Below are 17,179 nucleotides of genomic sequence, written 5' to 3'. Positions count from 1 at the left end.
GCGACACCTGATTTGGTCTGCGAGACATGCCGGTGAATCTCCAGGATCTGACCACTGAGAGATTTCAACGGCGAGTGCCGAACCCGTCTGCACACGTCCCGGGTTGAAAGCCCCTCTCCCGCCGGGAGAGCGGTTGGGGTGAGGGTACGGTGCGAAGCCCTGACGTCTTGCCAGACTGCACGTGGCTTCGCCCGTACCCTCATCCGCCCCTGCGGGGCACCTTCTCCCACAGGGAGAAGGGAAAGCGGATTGGCCCGAGAAATACAGCGCCCTCCCCGACTCTCGCTCCCGACTCTCGCTCCCGAACCGACTCTCGCCCCAACTCCCACGAATCCCAAATCCCAAATCCCAGCCCCCCATGCACCTGGCCCTGTTCGATTTCGACCACACCATCACCACCTGCGACACCTACGCGCGCTTCCTGCGCAAGGTGGCGGCGCCGGCGCAGGTGGCAGCGGCAAAGTGGCAGGTTGGCCCCTGGGTACTTGGCTATCGCATGGGCATCGTGTCTGCAGCGGCCTTGCGTGCCCGCGTGACGCGCCTGGTGTTCAGTGGCCGCGCGCTGGACGAGATGGTCGCGCATGGCGCCGATTACGCGCGCACCGCGCTCCCGGGCGTGTTGCGTGCCGAGATGATGCAGCGTATCGACTGGCATCAGGCGCAGGGGCACGAAGTGGTGCTGGTGTCGGCATCGCTGGATCTGTACCTGCAACCGTGGTGCGCGCAACACGGGCTGTCGCTGATCTGCAACCGGCTGGAGCACCACGGCGGCCGCCTCAGCGGGCGCTATGCCGAGGGCGATTGCGGGCCGTACAAGGCCGCGCAGATCCGCGCGCGCTACGATCTGTCGCACTATGCGTGCGTGCATGCCTATGGCGACAGCCGCGAAGACAAACCCATGCTCGCACTGGCGCAACAGCGCTGGTTTCGCGGCCATCCGCTGCACTGATGCGGCAATGAACACGCCTGCGCCCGATCTGGTCGAACGCCTCGACCGCCTGCTGCCGCAGACCCAATGCGGCCAGTGCGGCTACGACGGCTGCCGCCCGTACGCGCAGGCCATGGCCGATGGGCGCGCCGGCGTGGACCATTGCCCGCCCGGCGGCGATGCCGGCGCACGTGCGCTGGCCCGGGTGCTGGATGTGCCGGCGCGCCCCTTCGATCGCAGCCGCGGCGCGCACAAACCGCCGCAGGTGGCCTGGATCGTGGAAGCCGATTGCATCGGCTGCACCAAATGCATCCAGGCCTGCCCGGTGGATGCCATCGTCGGCGGTGCCAAGCACATGCACACGGTGATCGCACCGCTGTGCACCGGTTGCGAGCTGTGTCTGCCGGCATGCCCGGTGGATTGCATCGTGCTGCACGCCGCCGGCTAGGCATCGGCCTGCCCGCGCATCGGTACTGGCCCTGCGCGCTCCCAGCCGCGCGACCCGGCGCGGCGCCGGACCGGTGGCCCGGTCCTACATGCAGTCAGGAACGTCCTGACCCCGCCGGCGCATCCGTGCTGCGGCCGCGCCCGTATTGCTAGGCACTCCCATCGAGGATTCCACCGATGCGTCCATTTGCTGATGCCGTTGCCGCGCTGGCCAGACACTGCCGGCCGATTCCGCCGTTGCTGCTGCTGGTGCTGGGCAGTGCACCGCTGTCGGCCGCAGCGGTCACGCGCGTGGATGGCGATGCCTTCGATGCCGACAACGGCGCACTGCGGTATCGCGAATCGCACTGGCTGCTCGACGACGGCGGTCGGTTGGTGTTGTATCGCTGCCCGAACGGGCAACCCTTTGCGCGCAAGCAGGTCGAAGGCGGCGGCACCGCGCCCGACTTCAGCCTGCTCGATGGACGCGACGGCTATCGCGAAGGCGTGCGTCGGCGCGATGGCGTGCGCGAAATGTTCCAGCAGCAGCCCGGCAAGCCCGAACGCCATACGCCACTGCCGGCCGGCGAAGACGAGCGCGTGATCGATGCCGGCTTCGATGCATATCTGCGCACCCACTGGGACGCGCTCGCCGGCGCCCCGCAGCGCGTGGATTTCGTTTTGCCCAGCCTGCAGCGGCAGCTGGCGTTCAAGGTCGAACGCATCGGCGACAGCGGCGGCCAGCGGCGTTTGCGCATTTCGCTCGATGCGTGGTACGGCGCGGCGGTGCCGTCGCTGGAGGTGCGCTATTCCATCGCCAACAAGCGTCTGCTCGAATTCCGCGGCGTCGGCAACCTGCGCGATGCGCAGGGGCGTTACCCGCGGGTGCGCATCGTTTTCCCGGACACCGCTGCGCGTGCCAGCACCGATGACGAGCTGCGCCAGGCGCGCGAGCAGGCGCTGGCCCGCAGCTGCGAGGCGCCGTGAGCCACACGCGCCACATCTTCACGCCCGACCACACGCCGTTGCGTACAACGGCCCGGGCACCCATTCCTCGTACAGGACCACCGTCATGGCAAAAGCCTATCTCTGGATCAACGCAGTGCTCTACGTCGTCCTGGCGATCTGGTGCACGCTTTCCCCGACCAAGACCGCGAACGCGGTCGGCTACACGCAGCTGTCGCCGGCCGGCCAGTCGGAATATCTGGTCATCTATGGCGGCCTGCAGCTGGGCATGGCGTTCCTGTTCGGCTATTTCGCCTGGATCGACCAGCCACGCACCGGCCTGCTGGTCGCACTGGCCTTCTACGTCCCCATCGTGCTGTTCCGCAGCGTCTCGCTGGCGCGCCTGTGGCCGGTCTCCGCGCCTACCGTGGCGCTTGCCGGCGTGGAGATCCTGCTGCTGCTCGCCGCCGTGCTGCTATGGCTGCGCAAGTGACAGACAGCGCCTGCCCAGTCCGGTAGCATCGCCCCCACCTTACCCAACGCCCGACCGCATGAGTGCCATTCCTGGCCACGACGACGATGAAACCGGACGCCTGCTGACCGCAACCGCGGGCGGCGACCGGCATGCCTTCGAAGCGCTGTACCGGCAGACCTCGCCCAAACTGTTCGGGGTCTGCCTGCGCATGATCCCGCAACGTGCCGAAGCCGAAGAGGTGCTGCAGGACGTGTTCACGCTGATCTGGCACAAGGCCGGCCAGTTCGACCCCAGCCGTGCGCGCGGGCTGACCTGGCTGGCGATGATCGCGCGCAACAAGGCGATCGATCACCTGCGCGCCAACGCGCCGCAGCGCCGCAACGTGGCACTGGACGATGCAGGTGAACTGCGCGATGGCGATGTCTCGCCGCTGGAGCGCACCGAGCGTGCCAGCACGCGGCGGCGCATCGACCACTGCCTGGCCGAGCTCGAGCCGCCACGCAGCGAATTGATCCGCACCGCGTTCTTCGAAGGCATCACCTACGAAGAACTCGCCGCGCGCACCGATACACCGATCGGCACGGTCAAGAGCTGGATCCGCCGCGGCCTGGCCAAACTCAAGGCATGTCTGGAACGATGAGCACGCCCTTTCCCATCGACCAGGAACCGCCGCGCGACGTGCTTGCCGGCGAATACGTACTGGGCCTGCTGCGCGCCGAAGAGCGCCTGGCAGCCGAACAGCGCATTGCCACCGACGGTCAGTTCGCGCAGGCGGTGCTGCAGTGGCAGGCGCATCTGGCGCCACTACTGGAAGAAATCGCCGCGGTGACGCCCCCCGACCAGGTCTGGGCGCAGGTGCGCCAGAGCCTGGGCTTCGACACCCCGCTACGTGCCGTGCCTTCGGCAACGCCGGCCATGACCACCGCGCCGGTCGCGCCGTTGTGGAACAACGTGCGGTTCTGGCGCTGGGCCAGCGCGGGTGGCGTTGCCACCGCGGCCGTCTGCGTGCTCGCACTGCTGACCTTGCGCACGCCGCAGGCACCGGTGCCGCCACCGACCTCGGGGCCTGTCGTGCAGACGCCGGTTACCCCGCCTGCAGTCACGCCGCCGCCGGCCACCGGCATCGCCATGACGTCCACCCTCGCCACCGAGGACGGCCGGCCGGGTTATGTGGCGCTGATGGATGCCGACAAGCACACCATCACCGTGACGCCACTGGATCGCACCGCCACCGCCGACAAGGTGCCGGAGCTGTGGCTGATCACTCCCGACGGCAAGGCGCATTCGATGGGCACCTTCGACGACCAGCGCGCACGTCGCGCGCAGATTCCCGATCAGCTGATGCCCATGCTGAGCAACGAGGCGATCCTGGCCGTGACGCTGGAGCCACCGGGCGGTGCGCCGGGTGGCGTGGCCACCGGCACCGTGGTCGCCAAGGGTGGCATCAGCACGCTGGCAATGGCGCCCTGATCCATCGTGGCACCCACCTGTTGCGCGTCGCATGACGGTGCGCAGCAGGTGGTAGCCAACCGTCTTCGCAGTACAGTGGCCCGCGCCGGCTCCCGTCGACAGGGGGCCGTCCGGCCTGCGTGAGGCGGGCCGATCTGCTTGGCATGCGTCCCTGTCTGCGCAGCGTCTTTCACAAGCAGCCTCATCCGCGTCAGTGATACTGGGCGCACACATTGGTGTGCGCGTTGCGCGATTGCCTGGCGCAGCCAACCGGGCCTCATCCATGCATGCGACGATCAAGCGGGCTGGTGCATCTATTGGCCGGCCGTTTCCGTAGAGGGTCACGACTATCCATGGAGATTCATGCGTGCCGAGTACTGAACTCGACCCTCGCGCTGCACCGCCCCAGCCGCCATCCACGCAGCGCCGTGGCTGGGTTGCGTCCCGTGTCGGCAGCCTGCGCCGCTGGGTAGATTCGCAAACCGATGAGCCGCTGGACGAGGCGCGCGCCGACCGGATCGACTGGCTGCGTGCCCTGCCCTTCATTGCGCTGCATGTGGCCTGCCTGGCGGTGTTCTGGGTGGGCGCGTCGTGGTTTGCGGTCGGCACGGCGTTGGCGCTGTATGCGCTGCGCATGTTCGCCCTTACCGGGTTCTATCACCGCTATTTCTCGCATCGCGCGTTCAAGACCTCGCGCGTGCTGCAGTTCGTGTTTGCGGCCATCGGCGCCACCTGCGTGCAGCGCGGGCCGCTGTGGTGGGCGGCGCATCACCGCAACCATCATCGGCATACCGACACCGGCCGCGACCCGCATTCGCCGGCCCAGCATGGCTTCTGGTGGAGCCATACCGGCTGGTTCCTGACCCCGCGCAACTTCCGCACCGACTGGGAGGTGATCCCGGATCTGCGCCGGTTTGCCGAGCTGCGCTTTCTCGACCGCTTCGACATCGTGATGCCGGTGCTGCTGGCGCTGGGGCTGTACCTGCTTGGCGACTGGCTGGCCGATGCGGCGCCGGCGCTGCAGACCACCGGGCCGCAGCTGCTGGTGTGGGGGTTCGCGATTTCGACCGTGGCGCTGTTCCATGCAACGTTCACCATCAACTCGCTGGCGCACCGCTTCGGCAGCCGCCGCTTCGACACCCGCGACGACAGCCGCAACAACTGGCTGCTGGCGCTGATCACCTTCGGCGAAGGTTGGCACAACAATCACCATTTCTTCCCAGGCTCGGCGCGGCAAGGCATGCGCTGGTGGGAGTACGACATGACCTGGTACGGCCTCAAGGCGATGTCGTGGGTCGGGCTGGTGTGGGATCTCAAGCCGATGCCGGCCATGCTCACCCGCCGCACGCAGCGGGTGTCGCGATGAGCGAGGGCCAGATTGCCGTGGTCGGCAGCGGGATTGCCGGCCTGGGCGCCGCGTGGCTGTTGTCGCGTCGCTACGAAGTCACCTTGTTCGAGGCTGCAGATTACCTGGGCGGTCACACACATACGCATGACCTCCAGCTGGACGGTCAGCGCTATGCGGTGGACAGCGGCTTCATCGTGTTCAACCCGCAGCACTACCCGTTGCTCACCCGCCTGTTTGCCGAACTGGACGTGGCCGCCCAGCCGACCACGATGAGTTTTTCGGTGCACGATGCCGGCAGCGGGCTGGAATACAACGCCGGCACGCTGGACGGGCTGTTCTGCCAGCGCCGCAACCTGCTCAGCCCGCGCTTCTGGGGCATGCTGGCCGACCTGCGCCGGTTCTACCGCCAGGCGCCGGCGGTACTGCACAGCGAGGAGCGCTTTAGCACCCTGGGCGCGTATCTGCAGCGGCATGGCTACTCGGCAGCGTTCCGCGACCAGCACCTGGTGCCGATGGCATCGGCGCTGTGGTCCTCGCCGTCGCAGACTATCCTTGAATTTCCGATGGGCCAGTTGATCGGCTTCATGGCCAACCATCACATGCTGCAGATCAGCGGCCGGCCGCAATGGCAGGTGGTGCGCGGCGGCTCCAACAGCTACGTGCGTGCGCTGCGTCGGCGCTGGCAGGTGCTGGAGCGGCTCTCCACGCCGGTGCATGCGATCCGGCGCGCGCCCGATGGCGTGGTGGTGACGTCCTCGCGCGGCCAGGAACACTTCGATGAAGTCGTCCTGGCCTGCCACGCCGACGATGCGCTGGCATTGCTCAGCGATGCCACCGATGCCGAGCGACAGATCCTGGGCGGGATCACCTACCAGGACAACGACACCGTGCTGCACACCGATGCCCGCGTGCTGCCGCGCGACCGGCGTGCCTGGGCGGCGTGGAATGCGCACGTACCAGCCGACCCGCAGGCACCCTGCACGGTGAGTTACTGGATGAACGCGCTGCAGTCGATCGAATCGCCGCAGCCGTTCATCGTCAGCCTCAATCGCGATCACGACATCGACCCGGACAAGGTGCTGCGACGCATGCGCTATCGCCACCCGGTGCAGAACGCGGCCGCACTCGCGGCACAGGGCCGCAAGGCCGAGATCCAGGGCGTGCAGCACACCTGGTTTGCCGGCGCCGCATGGGGCTTCGGCTTCCATGAAGACGGCCTGCGCAGCGGCGCGGACGTGGCGCACGCGCTGGGAGTGAGCTGGTGATGCAGTTGCTGCGCGAAGCCGGCCAGGGGGCAGTGCCGCTGCCTCCCGGTGAGGACAGCGGCTCCGCCAGCATGGCAGGCACACTGCGCAGCGCGGTCTATACCGGATGGGTGCGGCATCGGCGCTTCGTGCCCAAGCCGCTGGATTTCCGCTATCGCCTGTTCCTGATGTACCTGGACCTGTCCGAGCTGGATCGGGTGTTTGCGCACCGCTGGCTGTGGTCGGTGGGCCGGGCCAATCTCGCGCAATTTCGCCGCAGCGATTATCTCGGCGACCCGCAGATTCCGCTGGACGAGGCGGTGCGTGCGTGCGTGCACGCGCACACTGGCGAGCGCCCGGAGGGCGCGATCCGCCTGCTGACGCATCTGCGTTACTTCGGGCATGTGTTCAACCCGGTGAGCTTCTATTACTGCTTCGATCGCCACGATGCGCTGCGCTGGATCGTGGCGGAGATCACCAACACGCCGTGGCAACAACGGCACACCTACGTGCTGCCTGTCGCACAGGCGCGTACCCATCGCGATGTGCACGCATGGCGCTTCGACAAGCGCTTCCACGTGTCGCCGTTCATGGGCATGCAGCATCGCTACGACTGGCGCTTCAGCGTGCCGGATGCGCAGCTGCGTGTGCACATGGACGTGCTGGATGCGCTCGACGACGATGCCGCGGGCGCCATCGACAACAGCCCGGTGCGTCGCTTCGATGCCACCTTGGTGCTGCAACGCCAGCCCCTGACTGCGCGCACCCTGGCGCGCACCTTGTTCGCTTATCCCCTGATGACCGTGCAGGTGGTGGTCGCCATCCACTGGCAGGCACTGCGCCTGTGGCTGCGCGGCAACCCGGTCCACGACCATCCCCATCCGCCTGTGCGAGATCCCCGATGAACGCCACGTCCCTGCCCGATACCGCTGCGCCGCGCGCGGCCTCCTGGACGGACCGCCTGTTGCGCAAGCGCCTGCTGGCCACACTCGGCGAGCTGCGCGACGGGCAACTGCACCTGCACGAGGCCGACGGCGTCACCACGCTCGGCAATGCCAGCGGCGCGCAGGCGCTGCAGATGCAGTTGCGCGTCATCGACCCCGGCTTCTATCGCCAGGCTGCGCTCAACGGCAGCGTGGGCGCCGGCGAGTCGTACATGGATGGCCAGTGGCAGTGCGACGACCTGGTCGCGCTGATGCGCCTGCTGCTGCGCAACCGCGCGCGGCTCGATGCAATGGAAACCGGCACCGCACGCATCGGTGGCTGGGCGATGCGCAGCCTGCACGCGCTGGCCCGCAACACCCGCAGCGGCAGCCGCCGCAACATCGCCGCGCATTACGACCTGGGCAACCCGCTGTTCAAGCTGTTCCTGGATGAGAACCTGATGTACTCCTCGGCGATCTTCGTCGATGGCGAAGAAGCGCAGGGCGAGGCGGCCCTGGAACGCGCCGCCACCCGCAAGCTCGAACGCATCTGCCAGAAACTGCGCCTGGGTCCGCAGCATCACGTGGTGGAGATCGGCACCGGCTGGGGCGGTTTTGCCCTGCATGCCGCGCGCGAGCACGGCTGTCGCGTCACCACCACCACCATTTCGCGCGAGCAGTTCGACCTGGCCACGCAACGCATCGCCGACGCCGGCCTGGGTGATCGGGTCACCGTACTGCTGAGCGACTACCGCGACCTGCAAGGCCGCTTCGACCGCGTGGTTTCGATCGAGATGATCGAGGCGATCGGCCACCAGTATCTGGACACTTATTTCGCCAAGGTCGGCAGCCTGCTGGCCGACGACGGCGAAGCGCTGATCCAGGCCATCACCATCGAAGATCATCGCTACAAGCAGGCGTTGCATTCGGTGGACTTCATCAAGCGCCACATCTTCCCCGGCAGCTTCATCCCGTCGGTGGCGGCGATGACCGGTGCGATCGCACGCGCCAGCGACCTGCGGCTGTTCAACCTGGAAGACATCGGCCCCAGCTATGCGCTGACCTTGCGCGCCTGGCGGCAGCGTTTCATGGCGCAACTGCCGCAAGTGCGTGCGCTGGGCTACGACGAGCGCTTCATCCGCATGTGGGAGTTCTATCTGGCCTACTGCGAGGCCGGCTTTCTGGAGCGCTCGATCGGCGACGTGCACCTGTGGCTGAGCAAGCCCGGCGCACGTCCACCGCAGTTCGTGCCGGGCCTTGCGGGCGCATGAAGCAACTCGGCAATTACCTCGGCCTGCAGGTGCTGTGGCTGGCGGCCGTCAGCGCCGCCGCGCATGCGCGGGTGTGGCCCACGCTGCTGGTGCTGGCGCTGTTTGCCTTTTATCAGCTGTGGCCGTCGCGACGCGCTGCGGGCGATGTGCAGTTGATGATTGCCGGCCTGTCGCTGGGGCTGTTGCTGGATACCACCCTGGCCGCCGGCGGCTGGCTGCGTTACGCCGCGCCCTGGCCCGGGAGCGTGCTGGCGCCGCCGTGGATCCTGGCGTTGTGGCTGGGCTTTGCGCTCACGCTCAACCACTCCTTGCGCAGCGTGATGCAGCGGACATGGCTGGCGGTGCTGCTCGGCGCGGTGTTCGGGCCGGTGTCGTACTGGCTGGCGCAACGCAGCTGGCATGCGGTGGAGCTGTTGTCGCCGCAACTGCATGCCGCGCTCGCGCTGAGTGTTGGCTGGGGCCTGGCCTGCGGCGTGTTGTCGCTGTATGCACAGCGCCTGGCGCGACCATTGCCGCAGACCATGACCGGAGAACTGCAATGACTGCCTGGCCGCTGCTGCATGTCGCGCTATTTGCCACGGGGGTGATGGTGCTGGGCTGGCTGTGGCAGCGCCGCAGCGGCAATGCCGGCCCGGTGGATGTGTTGTGGGCCGGCTGCCTGGCGCTGGCCGCGCCCTGTTGCGCGTGGATGGCCGACGGCGCGCCGTTGCCGCGCGTGCTGGTGGCGGTGCTCGGCGGCGTCTGGGGCGCGCGCCTGGCCTGGCACCTGGGTGTGCGCGTGTTCGGCGACCCGCACGAAGACGGCCGCTACCGCGCATTGCGTGAGCATTGGAACGGCAACCAGGCCAAGTTTCTCGGCTTCTTCCTGGCGCAGGCGGTGGTGGTGGTGCTGTTTGCGGTGCCGTTCCTCGCTGCAGCAAGCAATCCGGAGCCGCATTGGAGCGTGTGGAGCGGTATCGCGATCGTGGTGTGGTTGATCGCCGTGGGTGGCGAGGCCCTGGCCGATCGGCAGCTGTCGGCGCACAAGGCCAACCCGGCCAATCGCGGCACCACCTGCCGCAAGGGGCTGTGGCGCTACTCGCGCCACCCCAATTATTTTTTCGAGTTCGTGCACTGGTTTGCCTATCTGGCGCTGGCGGTCGGGGCCGGGCCCTGGCCGGTGGCGCTGTGCGCGCTCGGGCCGGTGGTGATGTTCGTGTTCCTGTATCGCTTCACCGGTATTCCCTACACCGAGCAGCAGGCACTGCGCTCGCGTGGCGAGGACTACGCGCATTACCAGCGCACCACCAGTGCGTTTTTCCCGCTTCCCCCTTCGTCCTGAGTTGCCTGGAGAGTTGCATGTCCACCGTCACCGCCCCGTCCTCCTCGCTGCCCGAAGAAGCCTTTGCCACCCGCCTGGCCGAATCGGGGGTGCTGCCCGACGCCGCATTGCGCTACGGCATCCGCCGTCTGTGTGCGCAGCGCTTGCGCGATGAGCGCGGTAACGATGCCGATGCCAACGGCGAGCGCCAGCGCACCTTCATCGACAGCCTGCGCGCCAGCGCCATCGCCATCGAAACCGATGCGGCCAATCGCCAGCACTACGAATTGCCACCGCAGTTCTTCACCCTGTGCCTGGGCAAGCGGCTGAAGTACAGCAGTTGCTACTGGGACGCGAGCACGCCGGATCTGGATGCGGCCGAAGAACGCATGCTGGCGCTGTACGGCGAGCGCGCCGAGCTGGCCGACGGCCAGCGCATCCTGGAGCTGGGCTGCGGCTGGGGCTCGCTGACGCTGTGGATGGCCGAGCGTTACCCCAATGCCACCATCACGGCGGTATCCAACTCACGCCCGCAGCGCGCGCATATCCTGGAGCAGTGCCGCATCCGCGGCCTGGGCAACGTGCAGGTGATCACCGCCGACGTCAACGCGCTGGCGCTGCCACCCGGCAACTTCGACCGCGTGGTCTCGGTGGAGATGTTCGAGCACATGCGCAATTACCGCGACCTGCTGGCACGCGTGGGCAGCTGGCTGGCGCCGGGCGGCAAGTTGTTCGTGCATATCTTCTGCCACCGCGATCTGGCCTACCCGTTCGAAGTGGCCGGCGAAGACAACTGGATGGGGCGGCATTTCTTCACCGGCGGGCTGATGCCGGCAGCCGATACGCTGCTGCATTTCCAGCAGGACGTGGTCATCGAACAGCGCTGGGTGCTGTCGGGCGAGCATTACGAAAAGACCGCCAATGCCTGGCTGGAAAACCAGGACCGCCACCGCGACCAGATCATGCCGTTGCTGCGCCAGACCTATGGCGACGACGCGCAGCGGTGGTGGCAGCGCTGGCGCATGTTCTGGCTGGCCTGCGCGGAACTGTTCGGCTACGACCAGGGCCGCGAATGGGGAGTGGCGCACTATCGCTTCGTCAAGCGCTGATCGTCCGCGGCGGTTGGCACAGGCGTGCAGTGATGGCTGGCGTCGCGGGCATCGGAGGCGGCACGCACTCGGAACCGCAGTGCATGCACTTCCGTGCACGGGGCGGCGCCTTGCCCCGTGCAGCCGCTCGATCGCCGCGGCGAATCGTGCGATCAGCCCGCCGCGGCGGTGATCACGATTTCCACTTTCCATTCCGGCCGCGCCAACCTGGCCTCGACGGTGGCGCGCGCCGGGGTGAAGCCATGCGGTACCCATTCGTCCCAGGCGGCATTCATGCCGTCGAAATCGGCAATGTCGGCCAGGTAGATTTCGGCGCGCAGGATCTTGGTCTTGTCGCTGGCGGCCAGCGCCAGCAGCTTGTCGATCTCGCCCAGCACCTGGCGGGTCTGCCCGGTGATGTCTTCGCTGGTGTCTTCGGCAATCTGGCCGGCCAGGTAACACACGCCGCCATGGACGGTCATCTCGGACATACGCGGACCCGCATCGAATCGCTGCAGCATTTCTGACTTCCTACGGTTGGTGGACCCGGCCATTGTCCCGCGAATGCGCGAGGCGTGCAGCCCCATCCCGCGCGACGCGCCGCAGCCACAGCCCGACCCGCACCATCCAGACCACGATCAGCACGATGGCGATCTTCTGGCTGATGCCCAGCGGCGCGCCGCTGACCGTGACATGGAACAGCAAGGCCGCGAACGCCGCCCAGCCCAACGCGAATGCGCCGAAAAAATGCGCGCGCCACGCCCGATCGCGGCGGAAATACCACGATTGCAGCAAGACCGCAGCGATCACGCACAGGAACGTGGCGTCCGCCGACAGCACGTGCACCATCGGTGCCGCATCCGGCGCCAGCTGCGGCATCCAGCTGTCGCCGATCGACACCGCGCACAGGCCAAGCGCCGCACACCAGAACAGGCCCAGTACCGTGCGGCTGCGTGCCACCGGCGCCAGCGCCGCGTAAACGCCCGCCGCCAGCCACGCCATTGCCGCCGCCAGCAGGCAATACGCGGTGCGCAGCAGCAGGCCGTAGGATCAATGCAGATAGGCGCTCAGTTGCGCATCGATCCACCACAGGTCGTCGCGCAGCCATTGCAGCAGCACCACCAGGCCGATGAAGGCGCTGCCGGCGCCGGCGGCAAGCGCACCGGCCTGGCCGCTCCAGTGCGGCGGCGGCGACGTTGCCGCCGACATGGGCGCTGCCGGCGCGCCAAGGTCCGGAGTGCCCATCAGTAGCCTGTCTGCCTTCCAACTGTGGTGCAGTGCATCTGTGTCCCCTGCGGCACCTGCGTGTGCCTTTGCCCTATGATGCGCGCGGCCGGCCCGTGCCGACAGGTGCCGGCCCGATCGCGCCGTGCGTTCACCCTGTTTCGGCACTGACGCGATCACGCTGCATGCTTCTCCAACCGTCCGGCCCATGCAGACCCACCGCGCCCGCGGCACATCTCGTGCATGCGTCTTCCTTCCCTCTTATGCAGATCCCGTTGCCCTCATGACGGATACCCCCGTGTCTACCGAAGCGCCTTCCAGCGGTTGGCGTCGCGCCCTGCCGGTCATCATCAGCCTGGCCATCCTGGCGATGGCGCTGCATGCGCTGTCGGCGCAGTTCACCGACCATGGGTATCGCCAGATCCGCCAGGCGTTCCGTGCACTGGGTGCGGGGCAGATCGCACTGACGCTGCTGCTGGGGTTGAGCAGCTACGCATGCCTGGTGGGCTTTGACTGGGTGGGGCTCAAGCGCACCGGCAAGCGGCTGCATCCGGCGCGGGTGGGCATCACCGCCTTCATGGCGCATGCGGTGGGCCAGACCCTGGGCTTTGCCGCACTCACCGGCGGCGCCGTGCGCCTGCGCGGCTATGGCAGCGTCGGGCTGACCCTGGCCGAGATCGGCCAGGTGGTGCTGATGAGCACGCTGGGCTTCATCTTCGGCGCCTGGGTCCTGCTCGGGCTGGCGCTGATGCTGGAACCGGAAGCGGCCGCGCGCGCCTTGCCGATCACCGCCGACGCCATCCGCATCGCCGGCATCGCCTTGCTGGTGGGGTATGTGGCCATGCTGGTGCTGGTGGGCAGACATGGCCGCGAATTCGGCATCCGCAGCCATCGCTTCTGGCTGCCCGACCGCACCACCGTGCTCGGCGTGACCGCCCTGAGCGTGGTCGAACTGGGCCTGGCCGCCGCGGCGTTCTACGTGCTGCTGCCGCCGGACCCGGGCACCGGCTACTTCGGCTTCATCGGTATCTGGCTGGTGGCGGTGGTCGCCGGCCTGATCTCCACCGTGCCGGCCGGACTGGGCGTGTTCGAGTGGAGCCTGCTCAAGCTGCTGCCGCATGTGACGCCTGCCGCCGTGTTGGCCGCAGCGCTGGCGTACCGCGTCACCTACTACATCGTGCCGCTGCTGATTTCGGTGGCCATGGCCGCCGCCTCGGGGCTGGGCGCACCGGTGCGCGCCAGTGCCAGTACTGCACGCACGGTGTGGAAGGCGCTGCGCCCGTGGTTGCCACAGATCCTGGCCCTGGCGGTGTTTGCGGTGGGCGCGGCGTTGATGATCGACGGCACCCTGCCCACCCCGCGTGCGCGCCAGGAAGTGGCGCCATTGCCGCTGATCGAAACCTCGCATCTGCTGGTCAGCCTGGGCGGCATGATGCTGCTGCTGATCGGCCAGGGCCTGCAGCGCCGCAGTCACGCGGCCTGGATGCTGGCGCTGGGCGTGTGCGTGCTGGTGCCGCCGCTGGCCTTGCTGCGCGGCAGCCATATCTCGGTGTCGCTGTCGGCCGCACTGGCCGCCCTGGCGCTATGGGCGGCGCGCCGCGAGTTCTACCGCCAGGGCGCGCTGCTGGACGAAGCCTGGTCCTGGCGCTGGTTGAGCAACCTGGGCCTGGTGCTGGTGGCCACGTTCTGGCTGCTGTTCTTCGTCTACAGCCACGTCGAATACAGCAACGATCTGTGGTGGGAGTTCGCCACCTCGGCCAATGCACCGCGTGCGCTGCGCGCGGCGCTGATCCTGTGCGTGGGCGTGATCATGTTCGGCATGGCGCGGCTGCTGCGCGGCGGCCGCCGGCCGATGCCGCCGGCCGATGCGCAGGCCCTGCAGGCGCTGGCGCCGATCCTGGAGACCAGCACCGACACCCAGGCCTGCCTGGCGTTGACCGGCGACAAGGCGTTCCTGTTCGATGAGGGCAACCGCGGCTTCGTGATGATGCAGCGCTATGGCGGGTCGCTGATTTCGATGGGCGACCCGGTGGGCCCGCCCGAAGTGGCGCGCGCACTGATCTGGCGTTTCCGCGAGGAGGCCGACCACATGGGCCTGCGTCCGGTGTTCTATCAGGTGGGCGAGAAATACTGGCAGAGCTACCTGGACATGGGCATGACCCTGGTCAAGCTGGGCGAAGAGGCGATCGTGCCGCTGGAGAACTTCACCCTGGAGGGCCGCGACCGCGCCGATCTGCGCCAGGCCTGGAACCGTGGCAAGCGCAGCGGCCTGACCTTCCGCATGCTGCAGCCCGACCAGGTGGATGCGGTGTTGCCGCGCCTGGCCGAGGTGTCCGAGCAGTGGCTGGACGAAAAGGCCGGCGAAGAAAAGGGCTTTTCGCTGGGCAGCTTCGATGCCGACTACCTGCGCCGTTTTCCGGTGGCGGTGGCCGAGGCGGAAGGCCGGATCGTGGCCTTCGCCAACGTGTGGTGGGCGCCGGCCGGCGGCGAGCTGTCGGTGGACCTGATGCGGCACAGCGCCGAAGCCCCCAAGGGCACGATGGACTTCCTGTTCATCGAGCTGTTCCTGTGGGGCCAGGCCAACGGCTACAAGCGCTTCTCGCTGGGCATGGCGCCATTGTCCGGGTTGGCCGAGCATCGCCTGGCCGGCCGCTGGAACCGCTTCGCCAGCCTGGTGGCACGCCATGGCGAACGCTTCTACGGGTTCAGCGGGCTGCGCCGCTTCAAGTCGAAGTTCGCCCCGACCTGGCGCCCGCGCTATCTGGTGGCGCCCGGCGGCATGCATCTGCCGGCCGCATTGCTGGATGTCACCCGCTTGATCTCGGTGGATCCGGGCCGGCAGGAGTAAGGCCGCTCGATACCTGCGGTTTTACGCAAATGCTTTGGTCTGCTGCGGCCGCTTGCACGCGTACCGGCGTGGGGCACGCCGCAAGTCCGTCCATGCAGGCTCTGGCGCGGCATCCATGCCGCTCGAGGTCCCACACCGGCACCCGTGCAAGCACCACCGATTGGTGGCGGTTGCGGAAAGAAATGCCGAGGGCCTGCCAGGCTGGACGGAGGCCGAACCGAACGACGACGACTGGGTTATTGGCCTGCGCCGGCCCGGCGTCGGGCCGAACCAGCTCACAGATGCCCTGCTCTTTTACGGCTTCGACAGCGCGTGCAACTGCTCCATGATCACCTTGGCCAGGGTCGCGTAATCGCCCTTGAAATGGTGATCGCCCGGCAGCGCCACCCGCGTGGCCGCCTGCGCCGGCAGGCTGGGGCACAGCGCGTCGTCGTCGTCCTGGCCGTAGATGCAGACCGTGGTGCTGGCGGGCAGGCGTTGCACCTCCGGCGCGATCGGCAGGCCCTCGTCGTCCGAACCCAGCCAGTTGCTGACGTGGAATTCGTAGTCGGCCAGCTTGCCCACCGACAACAGCGCGGTCATACGAATGTTTTGCCTGGTCTGCGCGGGCAGCTTGTTGATCGCCGCCGGCAACACATCGGCACCTTGCGAGAAGCCGATCAGCACCACGCGCTTGCGCTGCCAGCGCTGCGCATAAACCCGCGCGATGCGGTCCAGATCCGTGGCAAAGCCCTGCGGGGTGCGCTCGGTCCAGAAATAACGCAGCGAATCCAGGCCAACCACCGGAATGCCCTGCGCGGCCAGCGCGTCGGCCACTTCTTCATCCAGTCCGGCCCAGCCGCCGTCGCCGGAAACGAAGATCACGAAGGTGTCGTCGTCGCTGTCGCCGTCCGGCTTGGCCGGCAACTCGACCACCGGCAGGTCGGCCAGGCCACCGGGCGGCGGCGGCAACGCCACGCCCTTCTGCTCGCCCAGCGAGCGCGCCGCAGCGCGCAGGCCCGGCAGGATGTCGCCCTTGGCAGAGCGCGTGAAGGTGCGCGCCTGCGGGATCTGTTTGATGAAGGCCGCCTCGGCCGCCGCAGGGCACCGTTTGTCCTGGCTGCCGGCAAGCACCCACGGAATCTGCAACGGCGACGGCACCAGCGTGTTGCTGCCCGGGCGCACGCCCGGCTGGCAGATCGCCTGGTCGGATACCGTCGCCGGGCACAGGCCATCGGTGAGCACGCCGGCCAGCACATGCGGCTTGGCCTGCGCGCCGATGGCATAGGCCAACGCCGCGCCTTCGCCGTCGCCGACCAGCAGCGGCAGACGATAGGTGGGGATGTGATAGAAGGCCTGCACATAGCGGGAGAAATTCTCCACGTCGCCGACCGAAAACGCGCAGGCGCCGCCGTCCTTGCGCACCACCGCGTAGAGGTGCGCGGTATCCACCACCGCCACCATCGCGCCGTCGTCGCGCAATGCCTCGACCTGCGCCTGGCGCGTTGCGGCATTGCCGGCGCCCGCGAACCAGATCACCACCCGCTGCGGTTCGCCCTTGGGCATCAGCACCGGCACCTGCTCGAAACGGCCGTGAGTGACCGGCTCAGGCGCCTGCGCGGCGGCCAATCCCGACAGCGTCAACACCGCCGCGCCGCAGAGCGCGCCCCACATTTCAAGTCGTCGCATGTCGCACCATCGCGGAAAGTGGTCCAAAGATAATCGTTCCAG

Annotated in this window: 18 protein-coding genes; 14 read left to right on the top strand and 4 right to left on the bottom strand. The window is 67.9% G+C overall.

The genetic code is table 11. The features are described 5' to 3' along the window. Positions 1-358 precede the first annotated feature (358 nt). The 13 genes from ACCQ12_RS06975 to ACCQ12_RS06915 all read left to right on the top strand — a co-directional run bounded on the left by ACCQ12_RS06975 (position 359) and on the right by ACCQ12_RS06915 (position 11,418). Positions 359-949: an HAD family hydrolase gene (locus ACCQ12_RS06975; protein WP_047693667.1), complete on the top strand. Its 591-nt coding sequence runs from the start codon at positions 359-361 to the stop codon at positions 947-949. Between the two features lie 7 nt (positions 950-956). Next, on the top strand, positions 957-1,376 hold the full coding sequence (gene rnfB, locus ACCQ12_RS06970) for an Rnf electron transport complex subunit RnfB (RefSeq protein ID WP_104581584.1): 420 nt from the start codon (positions 957-959) through the stop codon (positions 1,374-1,376). A 176-nt stretch (positions 1,377-1,552) separates the two neighbouring features. After that, positions 1,553-2,341 carry a hypothetical protein gene (locus ACCQ12_RS06965; protein ID WP_372383245.1) on the top strand — a complete coding sequence of 263 codons (789 nt, stop codon included), beginning with the start codon at positions 1,553-1,555 and terminating at the stop codon, positions 2,339-2,341. Positions 2,342-2,426: 85 nt separating this feature from the next. Further along, complete coding sequence (locus tag ACCQ12_RS06960) at positions 2,427-2,792, top strand: DUF4345 family protein (protein ID WP_047693671.1); 366 nt, start codon at positions 2,427-2,429, stop codon at positions 2,790-2,792. A gap of 58 nt (positions 2,793-2,850) precedes the next feature. Then, the gene (locus ACCQ12_RS06955; RefSeq protein ID WP_039412353.1) at positions 2,851-3,414 is read left to right on the top strand and encodes a sigma-70 family RNA polymerase sigma factor; all 564 of its coding nucleotides are present in this window, start codon (positions 2,851-2,853) and stop codon (positions 3,412-3,414) included. After that, positions 3,411-4,244: an anti-sigma factor gene (locus ACCQ12_RS06950; protein WP_184439995.1), complete on the top strand. Its 834-nt coding sequence runs from the start codon at positions 3,411-3,413 to the stop codon at positions 4,242-4,244. The genes ACCQ12_RS06955 and ACCQ12_RS06950 overlap by 4 nt, the downstream gene beginning before the upstream one ends. A 346-nt stretch (positions 4,245-4,590) precedes the next feature. Next, complete coding sequence (locus ACCQ12_RS06945; RefSeq protein ID WP_372383244.1) at positions 4,591-5,589, top strand: acyl-CoA desaturase; 999 nt, start codon at positions 4,591-4,593, stop codon at positions 5,587-5,589. Next, entirely contained in the window at positions 5,586-6,836 is a 1,251-nt protein-coding gene (locus ACCQ12_RS06940; RefSeq protein WP_184439991.1) for an NAD(P)/FAD-dependent oxidoreductase, read from the top strand. The genes ACCQ12_RS06945 and ACCQ12_RS06940 overlap by 4 nt, the downstream gene beginning before the upstream one ends. After that, positions 6,836-7,720, top strand: a complete 885-nt coding sequence (locus ACCQ12_RS06935; protein WP_047693679.1) for a DUF1365 domain-containing protein — start codon at positions 6,836-6,838, stop codon at positions 7,718-7,720. Before ACCQ12_RS06940 ends, ACCQ12_RS06935 begins: the two co-directional genes overlap by 1 nt. Further along, complete coding sequence (locus tag ACCQ12_RS06930) at positions 7,717-9,009, top strand: class I SAM-dependent methyltransferase (RefSeq protein WP_372383243.1); 1,293 nt, start codon at positions 7,717-7,719, stop codon at positions 9,007-9,009. The genes ACCQ12_RS06935 and ACCQ12_RS06930 overlap by 4 nt, the downstream gene beginning before the upstream one ends. Continuing rightward, a complete protein-coding gene (locus ACCQ12_RS06925; RefSeq protein WP_372383242.1) occupies positions 9,006-9,551 on the top strand; it encodes a DUF2878 domain-containing protein in 546 nt (181 codons plus the stop codon). The genes ACCQ12_RS06930 and ACCQ12_RS06925 overlap by 4 nt, the downstream gene beginning before the upstream one ends. Next, the gene (locus ACCQ12_RS06920) at positions 9,548-10,330 is read left to right on the top strand and encodes a DUF1295 domain-containing protein (RefSeq protein WP_372383241.1); all 783 of its coding nucleotides are present in this window, start codon (positions 9,548-9,550) and stop codon (positions 10,328-10,330) included. Before ACCQ12_RS06925 ends, ACCQ12_RS06920 begins: the two co-directional genes overlap by 4 nt. 17 nt (positions 10,331-10,347) lie before the next feature. Further along, positions 10,348-11,418 (top strand): SAM-dependent methyltransferase, encoded by a 1,071-nt coding sequence (locus tag ACCQ12_RS06915; protein ID WP_372383240.1) that lies wholly within the window; start codon positions 10,348-10,350, stop codon positions 11,416-11,418. Positions 11,419-11,570: 152 nt separating this feature from the next. On the opposite strand, the gene ACCQ12_RS06910 is transcribed toward ACCQ12_RS06915, so the two are convergent. Genes ACCQ12_RS06910 through ACCQ12_RS06900 form a run of 3 tightly spaced genes read right to left on the bottom strand, consistent with a single transcriptional unit; the run spans position 11,571 to position 12,642 of the window. Beyond that, the gene (locus ACCQ12_RS06910; RefSeq protein WP_039412318.1) at positions 11,571-11,918 is read right to left on the bottom strand and encodes a RidA family protein; all 348 of its coding nucleotides are present in this window, start codon (positions 11,916-11,918) and stop codon (positions 11,571-11,573) included. A 10-nt stretch (positions 11,919-11,928) separates the two neighbouring features. Continuing rightward, on the bottom strand, positions 11,929-12,438 hold the full coding sequence (locus ACCQ12_RS06905; RefSeq protein WP_372383571.1) for a DUF998 domain-containing protein: 510 nt from the start codon (positions 12,436-12,438) through the stop codon (positions 11,929-11,931). A 9-nt stretch (positions 12,439-12,447) separates the two neighbouring features. Next, positions 12,448-12,642, bottom strand: coding sequence for a hypothetical protein (locus ACCQ12_RS06900; RefSeq protein WP_372383239.1), 195 nt, complete (start codon positions 12,640-12,642; stop codon positions 12,448-12,450). Positions 12,643-12,904: 262 nt separating this feature from the next. Between ACCQ12_RS06900 and mprF the strand changes: the two genes are divergently transcribed. Further along, positions 12,905-15,469, top strand: a complete 2,565-nt coding sequence (gene mprF, locus ACCQ12_RS06895; protein ID WP_372383238.1) for a bifunctional lysylphosphatidylglycerol flippase/synthetase MprF — start codon at positions 12,905-12,907, stop codon at positions 15,467-15,469. 294 nt (positions 15,470-15,763) lie between these two features. Here the strand turns inward: mprF and ACCQ12_RS06890 are convergent, their stop codons facing one another. Beyond that, complete coding sequence (locus ACCQ12_RS06890) at positions 15,764-17,137, bottom strand: virulence factor (protein ID WP_104581575.1); 1,374 nt, start codon at positions 17,135-17,137, stop codon at positions 15,764-15,766. Positions 17,138-17,179: the final 42 nt, after the last annotated feature.

The organism is Xanthomonas sp. NCPPB 1068 (assembly GCF_041479385.2).
Lineage (GTDB): Bacteria > Pseudomonadota > Gammaproteobacteria > Xanthomonadales > Xanthomonadaceae > Xanthomonas > Xanthomonas cannabis.
This window is presented reverse-complemented; position numbering and strand designations above follow the sequence as displayed.